The sequence below is a fragment of the Nitrospira lenta genome, from assembly GCF_900403705.1.
GTDB lineage: Bacteria > Nitrospirota > Nitrospiria > Nitrospirales > Nitrospiraceae > Nitrospira_D > Nitrospira_D lenta.
Map to the genome: position 1 here is coordinate 913,774 of NZ_OUNR01000001.1, position 17,340 is coordinate 931,113.

A 17,340-nucleotide genomic window follows, 5' to 3' on the forward strand; every position below is an offset into this window, starting at 1 on the left:
GTCAGTGCTGCTGATCCTTTTCCGCCATCGTCCGCTGATTGAAGATCGACGACAAGACGTCCAAAACGCGATCGACTTCCGCCTGAGTAATGATCAGCGGCGGAACAAAGCGTAACACCCGTTCACTGGTGGCATTCACCAGGACGCCGCGAGTCAGACAGTCCGCGACAACCGCCTTCGCATCGATCTCCACTTCCAATCCCTGCAATAAGCCCAGTCCGCGAACATCCCGCACCGCGCGATGGCGGTCTTTGAAATCGGCCAACCCCTTGGAGAGATAATCCCCCATGCGCCGGGCCTGCTCGAGCATGCGGCCTTCGATCAACAGCCGACAGACCGCGAGCCCTGCAGCGCAGGCCAGCGGATTGCCGCCGAATGTCGAGGCGTGCGTCCCGGCAGTGAACACCGCCGCGACCGCGTCCTTTGCCAGACAGGCCCCGATCGGCATCCCGCCGCCGAGTCCCTTGGCAAGCGTCATGATGTCGGGCTCCACGCCCAGCTGTTCATAGGCAAACAACGTCCCGGTTCGCCCCATTCCTGTCTGAACTTCGTCGAAAATCAGGAGAATATCTTTCTGCGTGCAGAGCTCCCGCAGATTTTTCAGATAAGCGTGATCGGCGACATGCACGCCTCCCTCACCCTGGATCGGCTCCAGCATGATCGCGGTGGTCTTGTCCGTGACAAGCGCTTCAATTGCTGCAAAATCGTTGAAGGGCGCATAGGCAAACCCCGGCACGAGCGGCTCAAAGCCTTTCTGCACCTTTTCCTGGCCGGTCGCCGTCAGCGTCGCCATCGTGCGGCCGTGGAAAGAGTTCTTCATCGTGATGATCTCAAACCGGTCCGCGCCGTGTTTCTCATGCCCGTAGCGCCGTGCCAGCTTGATCGCTGCTTCATTCGCCTCCGCGCCGCTGTTGCAGAAAAAGATCCGGTCGGCGAACGAATGATCCACCAGCATTTGCGCGAGTCTGACTTGCGGCTCGGTGTAGTAGAGATTCGATACATGAATCAGCTGCGCCGCCTGGCGCTGGATCGCTTGCACCAAATCCGGATGGCCATGGCCCAAAATATTGACCGCGATGCCACCGACAAAGTCGATGTACTCCCGGCCTTCCATATCGTAGACCTTGGCCCCACGCCCCCGCACGATTGAAATCGGCTGGCGCGCATAGGTTTGCATCAAATACTTGGCGGCTAAATCTTTGAGTTCCTCTGTCGGCATAGCAGACGTATCCCCTCAAGAAAGAAGGGGAAAGTTAGCATAGGGTTGAGTCGAAATCAATAACGCGAAGACCGGCAAGGAGGATTGCCGTCCGGCTTCCACGGCGATCTGACCGTGCGACACCAGAGCATGCTCCCTCGCCCTATGTCAGGCAGTGAGTCATCCGGCTCCTCACAATAAGACCTCGGTCAGGCTATCTGAGTGTGTTAAGCTGCATGTCCATGAAATCCTGTCAGCACTGTCAGCACCAGAATTCTGAAGACGCCAACTTCTGCGCGCAATGCGGCCGCGCGCTCTCCGTGACGCCCTCTGCCGACTCGGCGGGGAGCACCACCGCTGATGCGCCACCCGAAGCGACCCCCTACACACCCTGGGCATCCGACCAGAATCTCTGGCGGCAGTTCGTCGGCCCGAAGGCCGACTATTACCTTGAACAGTTCAAAAAGTTCTCCTCCGACGGGCAACCTAAATTCGCTCTCAGCTGGAACTGGTCCGCGTTCCTCTATGTCTCATTTCTCTGGTTTCTCTACAGAAAGATGTATTTACACGCCGCGGTGTACGCCATCGGCCCCATGGCCTCGACCTATATCACCGGGGACATGACCGTCGGCCTCGTGTGGAGCGTCATGGCCGGCGCCACGGCCAATTACCTGTACTACTGGCACTGCAAAGAAGAGATCGCAGAGATTAAGAAAGCAGGAAAGCTCAATCCTTCAGCGCAGGAGGCCGCACTGAAGGAAGCCGGCGGAGTCCAACCCTATGTCATCTACGTGGGAATCGTGCTCTATGTGATTGCGCTGGCTGGCCTGGCCAAGATGATCGATGAAGGACAGTTGGACGGAGACAAAATTCCAACGCGTCCGGCGAAGCCTGTTTCGACGGTCTCGACGTAGCGCTACCGGGCGGCGGATTGAAACGTTCCGTCAGCTTCTTCCCTGCTGCCACCCCATCCAAGCGCGGAACCATTGAAAGTCCTGTTCGTACGCAGCCCCACCCGCGTCGGTCGCTTCCTGTCGCTGTTCGAGTTGCGTGTAGGTGCGCGGCCAGTTTTTCTGCCACCAGGATTTGAGTTCGTCCGGCGGATAGGGCTGACCATTGGGATTCAGAATACCGGCGGCCGCGCAGAGCGGGGCGACCAGCGGCCAGTAGCGGTCCTTTCCCAGTCCGAGGCTGCGGAAATGTTCACGCAACAGAAAGACAACCCACAGTTCGGCGCTATGCTTCTTGTTGTGCTTGAACGGCTGAGTCTGGCGGAGCGGCACAGGATCGAAGGCTTTGACGATCGACGTGTAGTCCGGGCCACCGTACGTCCCTGCGGCTTCGGCAATCCCTTCGACGATGTTCGCCAGCTCGAGTTCCGTAACCGGCGACGCGCTCAGCCCTTTTCCCTGAGAGGATTCGGATAAAGGACCAGGAGCGGTGAGCAATTCGATCAGCGGCTTCAGCTCTCGCAAGCGAACGGCGGCCGCCTTCAGAATGTGTTCCGATTCAAGCCAGTAGTCCGGATCGCTCTTGGTCAGCCGTTCACGGCCCGGTGGGGGCAGCACGGTCGGCACCCAATAGCGCATGAGCACGAACAAAACATAATCGGCCTGCGCGCCGACCTGGGCAATGCGATCGAAATGATTTCCGGTCTGAACGGCGGCGAAGAACGCCTGCGCCCGGTCCAGGACTGCAAGCCGCTCGCCCATCCCACACCACCAGGCTTCAAGCGCGGACCAATTCATATCAGCTGCCGGCGGGACCGTCATGGATCGTCTGTTCCTGAGTGGAGCGAATAGAGCGGCATGGTACTGCTGGTTCCGGATGAAAGCAACGGCTTGACTTGACCGGCCGATCCAGTATTCTTGCTGACAGACACTTGGCTTCCTGAGCAAAGGAGATGACTATGGCTCGCTTGGTCTTGCTGCGTCACGGTGAATCGCAATGGAATCTGGAAAATCGGTTCACCGGTTGGGTCGATGTCCCGCTGTCCCCGCGCGGCATCCAGGAAGCCAAGAATGCCGGCGATAAACTGCGCGGCTTTACCTTCAACCGAGCATTTAGCTCGGTGCTGGCCCGGGCCAATGAAACTTTGCGCCTGGCGCTTGAGGGAAGCGGACAAACAAATATTCCGATCGAGAAGGACAAGGCGCTGAATGAGCGGATGTATGGGGAGTTGCAGGGGCTGAACAAAGCCGAAACGGCCAAGAAGTTCGGTGACGACCAGGTCAAGATCTGGCGCCGGAGCTTTGATGTGCGCCCGCCCGGGGGAGAAAGCTTGAAGGATACGGCGGAGCGGGTGCTCCCCTACTATGAGAGCAAGATCAAGCCATACGTACTGAAGGGCGAAACGATTCTGATCGCCGCCCACGGCAACAGTCTACGCGCACTGGTCATGGAATTGGAGCAACTCTCGAAGGAGCAGGTGTTGGAGCTCAACATCCCCACCGGCGCTCCGCTCCTCTATGAACTCGACAAGAACGGGAAGGTGTTGTCTCACCGATACTTGTAAGGGGAACGCGCATGAAACCGGAAATTATCTGACGTCGTCAAGGAGTTTCGCGTACTGATCGACCGGTGCGTAATCGATTAAGAGCATCAGTAATTTGGGCCGATCGTCGGACGACACCACGCCCAGGTCTTCCAACAACGTGGCGGCTTCCGCGCTGAGCCCCATCGGGTTCAATCGGTCGTCCATCAGTCGCGCATAGTACACCCGCCGCTCATCTAGCTCGTGCCGATACCCCTCCCACTGCTCCAAGCCGAATGTATCCGACGACCATTGTGCGGTGACCGATTCGAGCAAGAGCCCGCCGATCAACACCCGGTACTTTTGGAGAATGTGGGCATCGACCGCCGCAAGAATCCAATAGAGGTTCAGCGACAGGATCTCCCTCGCGATATGGCGCGCCTGAGGTTCGGTGACTTCAATCCCATACTCTTGGATCTGATCGATTGAGACGGGTTTCGGAAGGGCGGCGAATAGGCCGGCAGCAGCATCTTTCGGTGTCATGGTAACGAATCTCCCTCGGCAGATCGATGAGAAAAAGGTGAGGGTACTGCACCTGTGCCTCGACTCTCAAGCGCCTTGTTCGAGTCAAAACGCTATGCTAGATTCCCGCCATGCGATCACACTCTGCCTTCACACCGAACACCAGTCCGCTCCGCTTCATCGGGATATTCGCACTGGCCATTCTGATGTGGAGTAGTATCTCTCCCAGCCACGTCCGTGCAGATGAGAACCGGTGGGGATTTGGGTCAGATCTTGGGTTAACGACCGGCACGGTGGACGGAACCGTCTTCGCCCTGGGATTCAATGTCGACTACTACGCCGATCGAAACTTTTCCTTCGGACCGATGATGCAGATCAGTCCCACCGGCAACCTCTTTCAGATTGCGTTTGCCGGAGTCGGGAAATACCACCTCCGGCTGAATAACGGCATCAACCTCGTCCCCTTCACTGGAATCGGTCTCATCCACGCCGATCTGGACCGCGGCACCGGGCCCTCCCAAATCAATCGAAACGACACCAGTTGGTACATTCCCATCGGCCTCTCGCTCGAGTATCAAGTCATTCACAACATCGCGCTGTCATCAACGTTGATGGTGAATCTCCACGATATCAATCTTCAGCCCTCTCTGCCGGAGAAAGATCGAACCAGCATCAGTCTGATGTTTGGCTTCCGCTGGGGACCGTAGACACGCCGACTCCTCATAGGAAGCAAGAATCTCTGCATAGCGATTCACCAGGCCGAACGCCGGATGGTTCTATCCAAGATCCAATGACAATGCTTGCGAGAGACTAGGCGGCTTTGGCTGGCTGCCAGCGCAAGCCGACATTGAGCAGTTCCTGGAGCAGGTCTTTATAACTATAGTCGGCTTTCTCGGCGGAGTCGGCAAAGTCTTCTTCATGCGCGATCTGCGGGTTGGGATTCGCCTCCAGCACGTAGACTTTCCCCTCCGCATCCATGCGCACATCGATTCGCGCATATCCACTGAGACCCAGCGCTCGATAAACCCGTTTGGCCAGATGTTGGATCTCCTCGGCCTTGCCGGGCGGAAGATTCTTGGCTTCCTCTGATGTGATGCCGTACTTATCCTGGTACTTCCGGCTCCACTTAACCCGCTGGGTGGCAATGCGCTTGGCGTCTTCGGGAAGTTTGTCCATGATCAGTTCCCATACCGGCAACACCCGAATGTGACCATTGCCCATCACCCCGACATAAAATTCTCGTCCCTCGATGTACTGTTCGACCAGAGCCCCGGTTCCGATGCTCTGATGAATAAAGGTGACGCGTTCTTTGAGCTTCTCATCGTCTTCAACGATAGAGGCTTGCGAGATCCCCAACGAAGCCTCTTCACTAATGGATTTGATGATGAGAGGAAACGGTAACCCTTTGGGTCGCTTGACGTTCCGTCCTTGCGGCACGACGATGAAATCGGGATAGGCAATCCGGTGGTATGAAAGAACCTTTTTCGTCAGCGCTTTGTCGCGCGCCAGCATGAGCCCTCGAGGGTTGCAGCCGGTATAGGGCACGTGCAGCAATTCAAGATACGACACCACATTCTGGTCATACACCGAGACTCCGTCGAATTCTTCCAGTAGATTAAAGGCAATGTGCGGACGCCATTCTTCGATCGCCGTCCGGATCACTCCTAAATCGCTTTTCACTCCGAGTGGGTGCACCTCGTGGCCCAATTTCCTCAGGGTCGACACCACATCATATTCGGTCTTCCATCCGACCTTGCTCAGGTCATGGCCGTTCAGTTCATCCGGCGGCACCAGGTCTTCATGCATCAGCACAAGAATACGCAGTCGCCTCATAGGGCCACCCGATGTCGGCCGCTACGCAGATAATTCATCGTGTGGACCGTCAACAGAATGGTGAAGTCCAGCTTGGCCTGTTCTTCTGCCACCGACAGGCGAAGATCCAACTGGCGACACCGTTGGATCATGTCCTCCAACACCTGGTCGATCGTGTACTGGTACTCACCGGTCCAACTCGCGACCTTACGACGCACTTCCCGCCGAAACTTGTTGAGAAAGGTCGCAGCGCTGGGCTTACCCGGCTGCGCCGTCCCGTCTGAAAACAGCCGCTTAAGGTCGGGGTCGTAGAGGAGGGAATGTTCCACGCCATAGTGCGCGCGCTTGTGCTCATAATGTTCACGAAGCGTTTTCTTGAGGCTGGGGAGCGGATCGATTTCGTCGGTGATCACGACGGCCGGGTCAACCTCGGCAAGCTCTTGCATCACCGCATCGACATACTTCAGCTTCTTCAGCACCGGCCACCCGCGATACCGGTCATGCCACGTGGAATCCGGCGTCAGCCACACCGCAAACGTCTCTGCGAAGTCTTCATCCGGATGACTTTGGGCGTACCACACATCGAGATGCCGGACGAAACTCCGGCTGTACGGCCTGGGACTGTAGTACTTGGGATAGGCCTGGGAGGATTTGCCGAAAATCGCCTGGCGTGTTCGCCGCCGGCGAATCCGATAGGCATTTTCAATCGCGTGGCCGGCTTCATGTCGCAGAATCCGCAAACACCAATCAGGAGTCCCGCCTTCAACTTCAAGCATCTGCGCCAACTCAAGTTTAGCCAGGCGCGGATGCGCCAGATAGAACGGAATGGCAATGCCCGGCACGCCATCCGGCGTGAACCATTCATTCGACAGCCAATAGTGTGGACGGAATCGCAAGTGCCGAGATTCCAGCTCACCGTCCAACTCAGCAATCGGCCCCTCTAGAAAACTGCCCTTGATCTCCAGATTGAGCCGGCCCATCGGCAGATCCAACAACTGGTCGTCGGACCACCCGACCCATTCCGGATCAATCACGTCATGTGCAGGATGTTTGGTTATCTCAAGAGCTGATCGATGCATCGTGCAATCGTCTCGTACGTTCACGACAAAATGATTGTGCTACTTGATAAACTATAGCATTCAAAGTGAAATTCGTCGGCCACTGAACATGGCTTCGCCCACTTGTCAGGAAAATGCGGAATATTTTGTCACTGCGCGTACAAGAATGAACCGCGAGACGAACGTGTGGCGTTGGAAATTACAGAAGATACGACAATCGTGCCGCGAAGTGAGGAATCGCATCGCAAATGTGATCCACAACCGAGACAACATAGGCCTGCGCCAGCTCGACATCCTGTTCCCATGTGGGAATCGCTTCGTGCAGATCGAGGATCGGCTCGTCGCGAGCACAACACAGTTGATTGAAGAGAGGGATCGATCGTCCAAACAATCGCTGCACCGCTTCTTGATGATCACGCCCCATCGCCACGACACAGTCCGCCTCGTCAAGTAACGCTTGTGTCAACTTGCGCTGTAGGTGCCCAGCAGGATCAGCGCCACGCTCCACAAGTCTGGCGCGCACGATGGGATGAATCGATTGTGGCTTGGCTTCAATTCCGGCGGATCCGACACGATACAGGCCTGACGGCTCACGATACTGCTTGAGTGCATACTCTGCGGCCAGGCTCCGAAAGATGTTACCGGTGCAGACAAAGAGAATCGATCGTACTGACGGTTGCGCCATCGTTGTTCTACCCTGGTTCCATCGACAGCCGGACAAGTGAGCAGGTACAATCGCCCCATGCGCTCATCACCGATTCCTACGACGCCCTTCACAAAGTTAGACGAAGAGACTGAAAAACTCCAGACCCGGCTCTGTCGCCTGGTCGGCCAAGCCATCGCCGACTATCGGCTGATTGAAGACGGAGACAAGATCATGGTCTGTCTGTCCGGCGGAAAGGATAGTTACGGCTTACTCGACATCCTGCTGCTCTTGCAACAGCGCGCGCCCGTTCGCTTTGATCTCGTAGCGGTCAACCTGGACCAGAAACAGCCCGGCTTTCCCGCGCACATCCTGCCAGAGTACCTGGCCAACCGGGGTATTCCGTTTCACATTGAAACGCGCGACACCTACTCCATCGTGAAGCGCCTGATCCCTGAAGGCCAGACGACGTGCTCCCTCTGTTCGCGGCTCAGACGCGGGCACCTCTATCGCATTGCTTCTGAGTTGGGCGCCACCAAGATCGCACTGGGCCACCACCGCGATGATATTAATGAAACTCTGTTTCTGAATCTCCTGTACACCGGCAAGCTCAAAGCCATGCCTCCCAAACTCCGTTCAAAAGACGGCCGGCATCTTGTGATTCGCCCGCTGGCCTTTGTGAAAGAGATCGACCTGGCCCGATATGCGGAACTCCGTGGATTCCCGATCATCCCCTGTGATCTGTGCGGCTCTCAAGACGACCTGAAGCGAAAGGAAGTGAAGACGCTTCTCCGCCAGTGGGAAGAACGTTCGCCCGGTTCCTCTGACAGCATCGCGGCGGCGATCGCCAATGTGGCCCCGGCGCTTCTCATGGACCAACGCCTATTCGATTTCCAAACGCTTCGCACAGCGCAGGACAGTACCGGCGAAGGTGACGCCTGGTTGGATGCTGAGGCACACCTACCACAGTAGCTCCCCAAGCAGCTACACTTACCAGATAACCGAATCACTTCAGACATTGCCGAAACATGAGCGTCTCGTCTGATTCTAACGGCGGTCAAAGCTCCGATCCGCCACTCTGGTCGATGGGACTGGCCGTCCTCGTCATCCTTGCTGCCCCGTTGATTTTGTACTCGCTGGCGCCGTCAGGTCCGCTGCGCATAGGGGACACCGTTTTCTCTCAAGGGCAGCAACAAGTCCGCGTCGATGCTTCCGGAACAGCTATAGGGCATCAGATACGGGAAACCTGCCTGCTCGACCCCAATACCCCTCTCATCATTCTTCAATTGCAGGATGGGCAGGAGGAAGATGAATTGCTCACCACGGTACAAGGCAATCCTGTTTCAGAATGGCCGTTCTGTCCACCCCACACCCAAGTACATATAAGCACGCGTCAAATATTCCAGAAACCCGATCCGTGGGATGTGCCGAAACGAGGGCTGTCGTGGATTGTCGGAGGATGACGGGACGGTTCCCGTCAGTGCTTCAACTTTGACACAAACTGTTTTCGAAACTTAGCGACTTTGGGGCTGACCACAAACTGACAGTAGCCTTGAAGCGGATTTCTGGCAAAGTATTCTTGGTGGTATCGTTCAGCCTCATACCACGTTGTGGCAGCAACAATCTCCGTAACGACCGGGTTAGGATATAACCCTTGGGCTGTGACCGCGGCTTTAACCGCCTCGGACACCTGCCGCTGCTCAGGGGAATGGTAGAAAATCGCGGAACGATACTGCGTGCCTTCGTCGTTGCCCTGACGATTCAGGGTCGTGGGATCGTGGATCGAAAAGAAGATTTCGACCAACTCCCGACAAGAGATGAGCGTCGGATCATAGGTGACACGTACCGCTTCGGCATGACCCGTCCTCCCGCCGCACACCGCTTCGTAGGAAGGATTCTCAAGGGCGCCTCCGATATAGCCGGATTCAACCGAATGCACGCCCTTGAGTTGATCATAGACCGCCTCCAGACACCAGAAGCATCCGCCCGCCAGCGTGATGACTTCGGTTCCGGTGCTCATCGGGTAGCCGTCCTTCCATCGCGCTCCAGTTGTCTATTTCCGAATCGTGCACATACCTTCATTGGGTCGGGCCCTCCGGCATCTTAGTCGTCTTCTTCTTCTTCAATATCCTCAATGCCCTCATAGCTCATCTCTGGAAATGCGGCAGTCGCCTTTTCACAGGCAGTCTCTATCATTTCCTCAGCATCTTCAGCTGAATCAGCACTGACCAAGAACTTGACTGTAATTGCATACCGTTGCTCCACTCCACACTCCTTTCGGTTCTCCTGCAAAAATGAAAAGGCTGAGAACGAGGGCCACGAAGAGACTCTCCGTTTCATCCTGTCTATTGTCGGTACTTTGTTACAGCGAGAGGGAGCATGTCAATCGGTAGTCCTCCTCATACTAAGCTTCCAACTGGCTCCCTAAGCCAAATGAAGCCCCCTCACTGACGTTGGTCCGGCCAAAAACCATCTAGCGTGGGGGGATCGTTGGGGAAGGAAGGGAGGTCCGGCACGTAGTATTTCGAAACGGCTCGGCGTAGGTGGTGAGCGGTCAGCCCTGCTGTTCTTGCTCAATCTTGCTGATAATCGCAGTGATCTTAGCCTGCTCTCCTGACCTGATCCGTGTGAACGCTAATCCGAAGGTCTTTCCCTCAACCCAGCGAACGATTGCTTCATCGATCATGATCGGCCAATCAAGGTCTGGAATATGAAGACGACACTCAAACTTATTCCCTTGACCGACAACTGTTTCACTTTCGATTTTGCATCCTCCGACAGACAGATCGATCGTTCGCCCGTTCCCTTCATGTGGACCACCCGAGAAGGTGCTTCGAAACTGTGTGGTGAAGCGCGGCTGAACCCGACGCTCATCGGGACTCGAGGGGCCAGGCTCATCCAACTTTGTCTCGGATTTGAACAGCGAGGCCATTTTTTTCATCGCTGAAATTGGCATGCCTGCAAGCTACGTGGGTGCGGTTTTACGAACATGTCTCTCTGGCGAGGCGTCCTTCAACATGATGTTCAGAAGGACGCCTCGCGATGATGCCGACGCAAACCTTCTACTGCTTCACCTGAAGCAACATGTGTCCCCGCCGATTTTGTTGATAGCATGACTCGGCATGATCAAAACAAAACGGCTGCTCTTTGCCGAATGACACGATTGCGACTTGCTTGGGATTGATCCCCGCTTCATGAAGGTACGTCTTGGCGGCCTTCGCTCGCTTGTCCCCGAGGACCATATTGTAGTCGGTCGTCCCCCGTTCGTCACAATGCCCTTCAATCTTCAGAACGGCACCAGGATGATCCTTCAGCCAGCTCGCATCACGATTCAACGCTTCCATGCTGGCATCAGAGACAGTCCACTGATCGTAACCGAAGAACACGTCCTGAAGTCCGGCTTCAATTGCCGCCTTCTCTTCCCTCGACAACTCCGCGCGCCGCCTTACGGTGACATCGGAAGCATTCAGTGAGGCTCGATAGCCACTTTGCGCCAATCGCTCTTCATCGGGATTCTGTGAAAATCCTCTGAGTTCTCCTGAGGCGCCCCCACGTGCCATTCCTGGAAAGTTGGGATTGACACCTTCCCCATTCCAATTCTTCGTCTTGTCTGATTTATCTGATTGCGCCGACGTCGCCACATCGCCATCGGACTGGAGCCATTTCATCCCGCAACCTTGACTCATAATCATGACTAGACCCAACAGCGCCACACTGGTCAAAGAAACCTTTCTTCCCGTCATACAATTCTCCTCAGTTAAAAATTCCACCTGAATATGATCGTCACAGCCTCTATTCAAATGCGTATGAATCTCACATTCTGTCGAGGCTCGGCTTCCCTGCGTAAAGACAACCAGTGCAAATCGTTAGATCAACTATAGCACCAGGTTCAAAATTGTCTTCCCCGAGCGGGCCTCTCTAGGCCGTCCCCTCACAAAAGTTCAATCGCGGGCAACAGGGGCTCAAACCTTTGATTCAAATTGCTCTGGAAAGATTTACCGGTGGCGGGCGCAACACATTAAATTATATGAGCAAATACTGACACTTGAGGATTGCGCCGAACAGAAGTGATGGGAACAAAGAACGAGGGGGAGAACTGAGCGAACTAGATGCCGAGCGACGATCATCCACTATTCTGGCTGGGGAAGACTAGCGCGAATCCCTCCGATCAGACCACCGGGCCGGTCGCATAATCGTTCCCAATCCGGCAACGGCACAGATTAGCATCAGCATCGCAAGACCCACAGCAAGAAGAAAACCTGCCTTTACATCATGCAATACAGGAATCATCATTCCCTCCTTATCTATTTACCCACATTGCCATCCGCACTTGCAACACCAGGCACCCATGGGCTCTTCTTTTGGGAGGATCCGACCACAGCACGGGCAGGAACGAGTCCATCGCCACCGTGCTGATAATGAAATCCTACCAGACCGGTTTCTTCCATGTCTCTCTTTTCGGCAATAACCACTCATGGAATAACCCCCCACATGAATTATTTTTACTGTAGGGCCTGGACTATCTGAATACTATTCCCCGTTGGCGGGAGAACGGAATGGAAGCAAAGGGAGGATTGAAGACGTCTGAGAGGGTTGTGACTCTTACTTCTCAAGCACTTAGCAGTCAGTCGAAGCAAGTGGTGCGCCCGGCAGGAATTGAACCTGCGACCTACGGGTTCGAAGCCCGGCGCTCTATCCAACTGAGCTACGGGCGCACAACGACAGTTCAATCACTTCTGCGGCAGAAATGTCAAGGATGACCGAAGCACCACTCCATACTTCAGCACGAAAGATAGAGGCCTACTTGGTCTCTGGCTGAATGGAGGAAAGAATCGTCTCGACGATTTGGTTGATAGCGCATCCGTCGGTAGACACAATGCGGTCGGCGGCCTCTCGATATTGGGGCATTCGCACCGACAGGACCTCCTCAATCTCCTCAACGAAGGACTTGGTACCCGTGAGTGAGGGGCGCTGTGTATCACGCCCAATGCGCGAGGCGATCGTCTCGACGGAAGCGGTCAGCCAAAATAGCATGCCGGTCTTCTTCAAGCACACCACGTTCTCCTGACGAAGGATCGCCCCTCCGCCCGTATCGATGATTAATCTATCTTGTGCGGAAAATTCCCGACAGACCGTCGATTCAAGATCGCGAAAATACTCCCAGCCGTGCTGCGCGACTATCTCCGGAACAGATCGCGCCGCTCGCCGAACAATTTCCGCATCAGTCGAGACCAGCGGCCATCCGAGTCTCGTGGCCAGCACTTTCCCAACCGTACTCTTCCCCGTCCCACGATAACCGATCAACACGATATTCATCGAAAGCGAGACTCCAACACAGCTCGCATGATATCCGCCGGAGCAGTGTGATTGGTCCACAGCTCGAATTGCGCGGCGGCTTGATGCAGAAACATTTCTAACCCGGGAATCGTCACGCATCCTGCCTGCCGGGCATCCTTCAGCAACTGTGTCTCGCGCGGATTATAGACAATATCCATAACGGCCAGGCCTGAGTGTAACAGCGACGCCGGCACGCAAGTCCCTTCTGTCTTTGGAGACATGCCGATCGGAGTACAGTGGACCAGGATGTGCGAAGCGGGAAGGGTCTTCTCCAGCATGGCTTCGTCGAGGTGAGCCTCTTCCACTGAAAGCGCCGTCTTCGATCGAAGATCAGCCGCCAATCGCGACCGCTCGTTCGCGTCCACGCCGAGCAACGTGAATCCCGCAAGTCCTGATTCTCCGGCAAGGGCAAAGGCAATCGCTCGTGCAGCCCCTCCCGATCCCACCATCACAACACGCTTACCGGCGAGAGACCCCACCCCGCCACGCAGCGCGCGCAGCGCGCCGGTGGCATCGGTGTTGTACCCAATCAGCGCACCCTGCTTTGCCACGATCGTATTGATGGCCCCGATGTGTCTGGCGGTCGGGTCAATCTCGTCGAGAAATGGCATCGACGAAACTTTATGAGGGATCGTGACGCTGGCGCCTCGAAATCCACCCAACGCGCGGAGCCCCTTGATCGCCTCACCGATCGCCTCGACTCGAAACGCGAGGTACACTAGATTCAGCCGGAGTTGCTGGAACGCTGCGTTGTGGATGGCGGGTGACAGCGAATGCTCGACAGGATTTCCGATAACCCCGCAAAACCCTGTGTGTGCGTCAATCTCCATAATTCATCTCACCTGTACTCTAGATCCAGTGGGACGACTCACCACACGGTCATTCCCCCATCAATGCGAAACGTCCCGCCGGTGACCCATGCCGATTCGTCCGACGCGAGGTATAGGACCATACTCGCCACTTCTTCGGGTTTGCCCGGGCGACGGATTGGATAGTGCGACAAGATCGATCCCAGCTGATCGGGATTAGCCATCAAGGGAGCGGCCATCGGCGTATCGATCAGGCCTGGATTCACCACATTGCAGCGAATGCCATCGGTGGCGTAATCGATCGCGATCGATCGAGTGAGCGCGTCGAGCGCCCCTTTGGAAGCCGCATACGCCGACAAGAGAGGAATACCGACCAGGCTGGCAACCGATGAAAGATTGATGATGGCGCCGCCGCCCTGCTTGAGCATTTCCGGAATGACCGCCCGCGTCATGCGAAATACTCCAGTCACATTCACATCCAGCACATTCGCCCAGGCCGCATCCTCCATCTCATGGAGGCGCTTGCCAAAATCTCCAATGCCCGCGTTATTCACCAACACATCGATTTTTCGAAACGACGCTAACGCCTGCTGGACCACAGCCTGGACATGCCCCTCATCCGTCACCGACCCGGCGACAGCGAGCACCTTGCCGCCATGCGCTGCAATCTCACGGACCACCCGATCGAGTTCGGCCTGGCGTCGACCCGTAATCACGACCGCCGCGCCCTCTTCGGCAAACCGCTTGGCGATAGACTCTCCAATACCGGCATTCCCGCCCGTAATCAATGCTACTTTTCCGTCCAACCGTTTCATAACGCGGCCCCTTCTGTATCGCTGTCCCCGAGAGACTCTGAGGCAGACGCCTCCGCAAGCTCTGACTCGCGGACGACCCCCAGCAAACCCGGCTCGACCTTCCTTGCCACCGTAATAAAGCCTGAATGGGCCACCATCCGATGATCGGGGCGAACACTTCGGCCCAACACCGACCAGGTCCGGATGAGGGACTCGAACGTCTCCACCATACCGAACACCTTCGCCCGCTCAAGCGCTTCAACGGTTTGAACGACTTGCGGAACCGTCGGCACAAAACTCAGATAGATGCCGCCTGACCGCAAAGCTTTGGCCGCATGCGGCACGACCTGCCAGGGCTCCGGCAAATCGAGCACGACGCGATCAAACGGGACGCCATCATCCAGGAGGTCGATCCCCTCATAGGCACTCTTCCTCAAAGACACCAGATTCGGCGTCGGACCCAAGTAACGATTGATATTCGTCAGCGCTGTTTTTGCAAAGTCTTCCCGCAAGTCGTACGTCACGACGAGGCCCTGCGGCCCCACAAGACGTAAGAGCGCCATCGTCAGGGCACCGGACCCGGTCCCTGCCTCAAAGACGCGCGCGCCCGGATACACATCCGCCCACATTGGAATAAGTGCCAGATCCTTGGGATATAGCACCTGCGCGCCGCGGGGCATTTTCAGAACGTAGTCGCCGAACGTCGGCCGCAACGCGAGCATCTTTTTCCCGCCAGATAAAATGACCACCGTCCCGTCGGGACGGCCGATCATCTCGTCATGAGGAATTTTTTGCCCGCTAAATTGATACGTCTCCCCGGCCTTGAGCGTCAGCGCGTACTGCCGCCCTTTCTTGTCGACGAGATGGATGCGTTCGCCTGATAAAAGTTGTGACATGGGGCGGCATTCTAGGGGGTTCGTTCTCCCCTTTGCAACCGATGATAGCAACCACTGTCGTCAGCCTCCTCTTCTATATCCATCCGGTGAAGTGCGCATCCCTCTCAATATCACTTCCCCAAAACCATTCGCCGTTAATCAGTGCGCGGGACCGTCTCCATCAACCACGAACGATGATCGCAAAGAGAACGGGTGGGGCAGATCGGCTGATTCGCAGTGCAAATCCTACATAGTTGCCGCATTCACATCACACTCCGATTCGAATTCTCTCATTAAGCTCCCCTAATCTTTCTGCAATATCTTCAGGATTGCGTACCGGCCTTCTCATCTTCAATCCAGCATCGCTTTTGCTTCGTAGAAGGATAGTGAATGCCAGCGATCGGAATGAATCTTCTCGGCCCCAGGCGGCTCTAACAGGAGTGAACAGATGCGAAACCAAGAGACAAGAGGTGACGCGATGGAACATGAAGACTTGCGGATAATGGAACACATGGACGACCAGACCACGACAGCCGACGTCGACACCGACGATTCTGACGCCAGCGATACGATGGAAGTAATCGGGCGGGAAGCGGAAGTGGACGCGGAGCCGGCGGAGAAAGACATGGAAGCCGCCACGCTCAAAACAAGTCCTGGCGCGAGCCCCTTCCTCCTGGAGTCGCTCTACTTTCGCTCATTCGGGGAGCGCGCGCTCCTGACGCGAGAAGAAGAAATCGCCTTGGCGAAGCGCTTGGATGAAGGCTCGCACCGTATTCGAGTGGCCTTGAAGGACGCGCTGAAAGTCATGGCGCGCGCGAAACGCACTCCCGTTCTGCTGGAATCGACAAAGGCCCTTCAACTCGCACGCGGGCTCAGCGGATTCTCCGCCACCGCACTCGATACCGTCGAGCGGGCCATGTTGAATATTCTGAAACCTGCGATCCGGGAGATGAAGCCGGCCGCGACCGTCGCGAAACAGCTCAAGGCCTTGCTCGATGAGATTCGAGCCGCACGGCTCGTCTTGGAGCGAGGGAAAGACGAGATGGTCCGGTGCAATCTCCGCCTGGTGGTGGATGTCGCAAAGCACTACACCCATCGAGGTCTGACCTTGTTGGACTTGGTGCAGGAAGGGAACATTGGATTGATGAAGGCCGCCGAGCGGTATCAACATCGGAAAGGCTTTAAGTTCAGCACCTATGCGACCTGGTGGATCCGTCAAGGGATCACGCGGGCCCTGGCGGATCAGTCTCGGACGATCCGAATCCCCGTGCACCAGACGGAGGCGTCCAGCCGGATTCTCCGGGTCACGCGTCGCCTGGGGCAACAGTTCGGCCGTCCGGCTAAACTGGAGGAGATTGCCAACGTACTGCACATGAGGCCTGAGCGGTTGCATGAAACCGTTCAGGCATTTCAGGAACCGATCGCCCTCGAGCGGCCGGTCGGGGATGGGGATACGGAGTTCGGGGAGATGATTCCCGATCACCAAGTACCGCCACCCGATGCCCATGTGCATCGTACCGAGATGACCCAACAGCTGGATCGTATCTTGGGGACCTTGACCCCGAGAGAACAGACGGTGATCCGGCTCAGGTTCGGAATCGGGTATGACGAGCCCTGCACCCTTGAGCAAGTCGGCCACAACCTGTCGGTGACCCGTGAACGAATCCGGCAAATCGAGGCCAAGGCGCTGAAGAAGCTCAAGACTCCGGAAATTAAAGAGCTGTTTGCGGCAATCAAGTAGCCCGACTCTCTCCATCAACAGGCGCATGTGCTCTCAAGTACGTGCGCCTGTTCCGTCTTTCCCCGCCCTCTCAGGTGT

General features: G+C 56.3%; 20 protein-coding genes and 1 tRNA gene. 6 read left to right on the forward strand and 15 right to left on the reverse strand.

Annotation, left to right across the window (positions count from 1 at the left end; translation table 11 throughout):
* Position 1: 1 nt before the first annotated feature.
* Positions 2-1,219, reverse strand: coding sequence for an acetylornithine transaminase (locus NITLEN_RS04355; RefSeq protein WP_121988338.1), 1,218 nt, complete (start codon positions 1,217-1,219; stop codon positions 2-4).
* 215 nt (positions 1,220-1,434) lie between these two features.
* Between NITLEN_RS04355 and NITLEN_RS04360 the strand changes: the two genes are divergently transcribed.
* Positions 1,435-2,112 carry a zinc-ribbon domain-containing protein gene (locus NITLEN_RS04360; RefSeq protein ID WP_121988563.1) on the forward strand — a complete coding sequence of 226 codons (678 nt, stop codon included), beginning with the start codon at positions 1,435-1,437 and terminating at the stop codon, positions 2,110-2,112.
* Positions 2,113-2,142: 30 nt separating this feature from the next.
* Here NITLEN_RS04360 and NITLEN_RS04365 read toward each other — a convergent pair whose 3' ends face one another.
* Entirely contained in the window at positions 2,143-2,970 is an 828-nt protein-coding gene (locus tag NITLEN_RS04365; RefSeq protein WP_121988339.1) for a hypothetical protein, read from the reverse strand.
* 137 nt (positions 2,971-3,107) lie between these two features.
* Between NITLEN_RS04365 and NITLEN_RS04370 the strand changes: the two genes are divergently transcribed.
* Positions 3,108-3,713: a 2,3-bisphosphoglycerate-dependent phosphoglycerate mutase gene (locus NITLEN_RS04370; RefSeq protein ID WP_181416628.1), complete on the forward strand. Its 606-nt coding sequence runs from the start codon at positions 3,108-3,110 to the stop codon at positions 3,711-3,713.
* Between the two features lie 24 nt (positions 3,714-3,737).
* On the opposite strand, the gene NITLEN_RS04375 is transcribed toward NITLEN_RS04370, so the two are convergent.
* Positions 3,738-4,214 carry a hypothetical protein gene (locus NITLEN_RS04375; RefSeq protein WP_121988341.1) on the reverse strand — a complete coding sequence of 159 codons (477 nt, stop codon included), beginning with the start codon at positions 4,212-4,214 and terminating at the stop codon, positions 3,738-3,740.
* Positions 4,215-4,324: 110 nt separating this feature from the next.
* Between NITLEN_RS04375 and NITLEN_RS04380 the strand changes: the two genes are divergently transcribed.
* On the forward strand, positions 4,325-4,900 hold the full coding sequence (locus tag NITLEN_RS04380) for a hypothetical protein (protein ID WP_121988342.1): 576 nt from the start codon (positions 4,325-4,327) through the stop codon (positions 4,898-4,900).
* 103 nt (positions 4,901-5,003) lie between these two features.
* On the opposite strand, the gene NITLEN_RS04385 is transcribed toward NITLEN_RS04380, so the two are convergent.
* From NITLEN_RS04385 to NITLEN_RS04395, 3 genes are all read right to left on the reverse strand, one after another.
* Positions 5,004-6,026, reverse strand: a complete 1,023-nt coding sequence (locus tag NITLEN_RS04385; protein ID WP_121988343.1) for a D-alanine--D-alanine ligase family protein — start codon at positions 6,024-6,026, stop codon at positions 5,004-5,006.
* Positions 6,023-7,084 (reverse strand): putative zinc-binding metallopeptidase, encoded by a 1,062-nt coding sequence (locus NITLEN_RS04390; protein ID WP_121988344.1) that lies wholly within the window; start codon positions 7,082-7,084, stop codon positions 6,023-6,025. Before NITLEN_RS04390 ends, NITLEN_RS04385 begins: the two co-directional genes overlap by 4 nt.
* Positions 7,085-7,262: 178 nt before the next feature.
* Entirely contained in the window at positions 7,263-7,748 is a 486-nt protein-coding gene (locus NITLEN_RS04395; protein ID WP_121988345.1) for an arsenate-mycothiol transferase ArsC, read from the reverse strand.
* 57 nt (positions 7,749-7,805) lie between these two features.
* Between NITLEN_RS04395 and ttcA the strand changes: the two genes are divergently transcribed.
* Positions 7,806-8,678: a tRNA 2-thiocytidine(32) synthetase TtcA gene (gene ttcA / locus NITLEN_RS04400; RefSeq protein ID WP_121988346.1), complete on the forward strand. Its 873-nt coding sequence runs from the start codon at positions 7,806-7,808 to the stop codon at positions 8,676-8,678.
* A 56-nt stretch (positions 8,679-8,734) separates the two neighbouring features.
* Positions 8,735-9,169: a hypothetical protein gene (locus NITLEN_RS17825; RefSeq protein WP_146216093.1), complete on the forward strand. Its 435-nt coding sequence runs from the start codon at positions 8,735-8,737 to the stop codon at positions 9,167-9,169.
* A gap of 14 nt (positions 9,170-9,183) precedes the next feature.
* Here NITLEN_RS17825 and msrA read toward each other — a convergent pair whose 3' ends face one another.
* The 9 genes from msrA to NITLEN_RS04445 form a co-directional block, all read right to left on the reverse strand.
* Positions 9,184-9,726 carry a peptide-methionine (S)-S-oxide reductase MsrA gene (msrA, locus tag NITLEN_RS04410; RefSeq protein ID WP_121988348.1) on the reverse strand — a complete coding sequence of 181 codons (543 nt, stop codon included), beginning with the start codon at positions 9,724-9,726 and terminating at the stop codon, positions 9,184-9,186.
* Positions 9,727-9,809: 83 nt separating this feature from the next.
* Positions 9,810-9,971: a hypothetical protein gene (locus NITLEN_RS18025; RefSeq protein ID WP_181416629.1), complete on the reverse strand. Its 162-nt coding sequence runs from the start codon at positions 9,969-9,971 to the stop codon at positions 9,810-9,812.
* A 289-nt stretch (positions 9,972-10,260) separates the two neighbouring features.
* Entirely contained in the window at positions 10,261-10,662 is a 402-nt protein-coding gene (locus NITLEN_RS04415; RefSeq protein ID WP_121988349.1) for a PilZ domain-containing protein, read from the reverse strand.
* Positions 10,663-10,768: 106 nt separating this feature from the next.
* Complete coding sequence (locus NITLEN_RS04420) at positions 10,769-11,449, reverse strand: OmpA family protein (RefSeq protein WP_121988350.1); 681 nt, start codon at positions 11,447-11,449, stop codon at positions 10,769-10,771.
* A gap of 895 nt (positions 11,450-12,344) precedes the next feature.
* Positions 12,345-12,421 (reverse strand) — tRNA-Arg (locus NITLEN_RS04425).
* Between the two features lie 85 nt (positions 12,422-12,506).
* A complete protein-coding gene (locus NITLEN_RS04430) occupies positions 12,507-13,022 on the reverse strand; it encodes a shikimate kinase (RefSeq protein WP_121988351.1) in 516 nt (171 codons plus the stop codon).
* Positions 13,019-13,873, reverse strand: a complete 855-nt coding sequence (locus NITLEN_RS04435) for a shikimate dehydrogenase (RefSeq protein WP_121988352.1) — start codon at positions 13,871-13,873, stop codon at positions 13,019-13,021. The genes NITLEN_RS04430 and NITLEN_RS04435 overlap by 4 nt, the downstream gene beginning before the upstream one ends.
* Before the next feature lie 38 nt (positions 13,874-13,911).
* Positions 13,912-14,667: an SDR family NAD(P)-dependent oxidoreductase gene (locus NITLEN_RS04440; RefSeq protein WP_121988353.1), complete on the reverse strand. Its 756-nt coding sequence runs from the start codon at positions 14,665-14,667 to the stop codon at positions 13,912-13,914.
* Positions 14,664-15,542: a tRNA (adenine-N1)-methyltransferase gene (locus NITLEN_RS04445; protein ID WP_121988354.1), complete on the reverse strand. Its 879-nt coding sequence runs from the start codon at positions 15,540-15,542 to the stop codon at positions 14,664-14,666. The genes NITLEN_RS04440 and NITLEN_RS04445 overlap by 4 nt, the downstream gene beginning before the upstream one ends.
* A gap of 457 nt (positions 15,543-15,999) precedes the next feature.
* Here NITLEN_RS04445 and NITLEN_RS04450 point away from each other — a divergent pair, with 457 nt between their 5' ends.
* Positions 16,000-17,262: an RNA polymerase sigma factor RpoD/SigA gene (locus NITLEN_RS04450; protein ID WP_181416630.1), complete on the forward strand. Its 1,263-nt coding sequence runs from the start codon at positions 16,000-16,002 to the stop codon at positions 17,260-17,262.
* Positions 17,263-17,340 lie beyond the last annotated feature (78 nt).

Excerpts from the sequence above, each read along its gene's own strand:
- NITLEN_RS04430 (WP_121988351.1), bottom strand. The coding sequence starts at position 13,022 with ATGAATATCGTGTTGATCGGTTATCGTGGGACGGGGAAGAGTACGGTT.
- NITLEN_RS04420 (WP_121988350.1), bottom strand. The coding sequence starts at position 11,449 with ATGACGGGAAGAAAGGTTTCTTTGACCAGTGTGGCGCTGTTGGGTCTA.
- NITLEN_RS04365 (WP_121988339.1), bottom strand. The coding sequence starts at position 2,970 with ATGACGGTCCCGCCGGCAGCTGATATGAATTGGTCCGCGCTTGAAGCC.
- msrA (WP_121988348.1), bottom strand. The coding sequence starts at position 9,726 with ATGAGCACCGGAACCGAAGTCATCACGCTGGCGGGCGGATGCTTCTGG.
- NITLEN_RS04370 (WP_181416628.1), top strand. The coding sequence starts at position 3,108 with ATGGCTCGCTTGGTCTTGCTGCGTCACGGTGAATCGCAATGGAATCTG.
- NITLEN_RS04450 (WP_181416630.1), top strand. The coding sequence starts at position 16,000 with ATGGAACATGAAGACTTGCGGATAATGGAACACATGGACGACCAGACC.
- NITLEN_RS04415 (WP_121988349.1), bottom strand. The coding sequence starts at position 10,662 with ATGCCAATTTCAGCGATGAAAAAAATGGCCTCGCTGTTCAAATCCGAG.
- NITLEN_RS04360 (WP_121988563.1), top strand. The coding sequence starts at position 1,435 with ATGTCCATGAAATCCTGTCAGCACTGTCAGCACCAGAATTCTGAAGAC.
- NITLEN_RS04355 (WP_121988338.1), bottom strand. The coding sequence starts at position 1,219 with ATGCCGACAGAGGAACTCAAAGATTTAGCCGCCAAGTATTTGATGCAA.
- NITLEN_RS04395 (WP_121988345.1), bottom strand. The coding sequence starts at position 7,748 with ATGGCGCAACCGTCAGTACGATCGATTCTCTTTGTCTGCACCGGTAAC.
- NITLEN_RS17825 (WP_146216093.1), top strand. The coding sequence starts at position 8,735 with ATGAGCGTCTCGTCTGATTCTAACGGCGGTCAAAGCTCCGATCCGCCA.
- NITLEN_RS04440 (WP_121988353.1), bottom strand. The coding sequence starts at position 14,667 with ATGAAACGGTTGGACGGAAAAGTAGCATTGATTACGGGCGGGAATGCC.
- NITLEN_RS04445 (WP_121988354.1), bottom strand. The coding sequence starts at position 15,542 with ATGTCACAACTTTTATCAGGCGAACGCATCCATCTCGTCGACAAGAAA.
- NITLEN_RS04385 (WP_121988343.1), bottom strand. The coding sequence starts at position 6,026 with ATGAGGCGACTGCGTATTCTTGTGCTGATGCATGAAGACCTGGTGCCG.
- NITLEN_RS04375 (WP_121988341.1), bottom strand. The coding sequence starts at position 4,214 with ATGACACCGAAAGATGCTGCTGCCGGCCTATTCGCCGCCCTTCCGAAA.
- NITLEN_RS04390 (WP_121988344.1), bottom strand. The coding sequence starts at position 7,084 with ATGCATCGATCAGCTCTTGAGATAACCAAACATCCTGCACATGACGTG.
- NITLEN_RS04435 (WP_121988352.1), bottom strand. The coding sequence starts at position 13,873 with ATGGAGATTGACGCACACACAGGGTTTTGCGGGGTTATCGGAAATCCT.
- NITLEN_RS04380 (WP_121988342.1), top strand. The coding sequence starts at position 4,325 with ATGCGATCACACTCTGCCTTCACACCGAACACCAGTCCGCTCCGCTTC.
- ttcA (WP_121988346.1), top strand. The coding sequence starts at position 7,806 with ATGCGCTCATCACCGATTCCTACGACGCCCTTCACAAAGTTAGACGAA.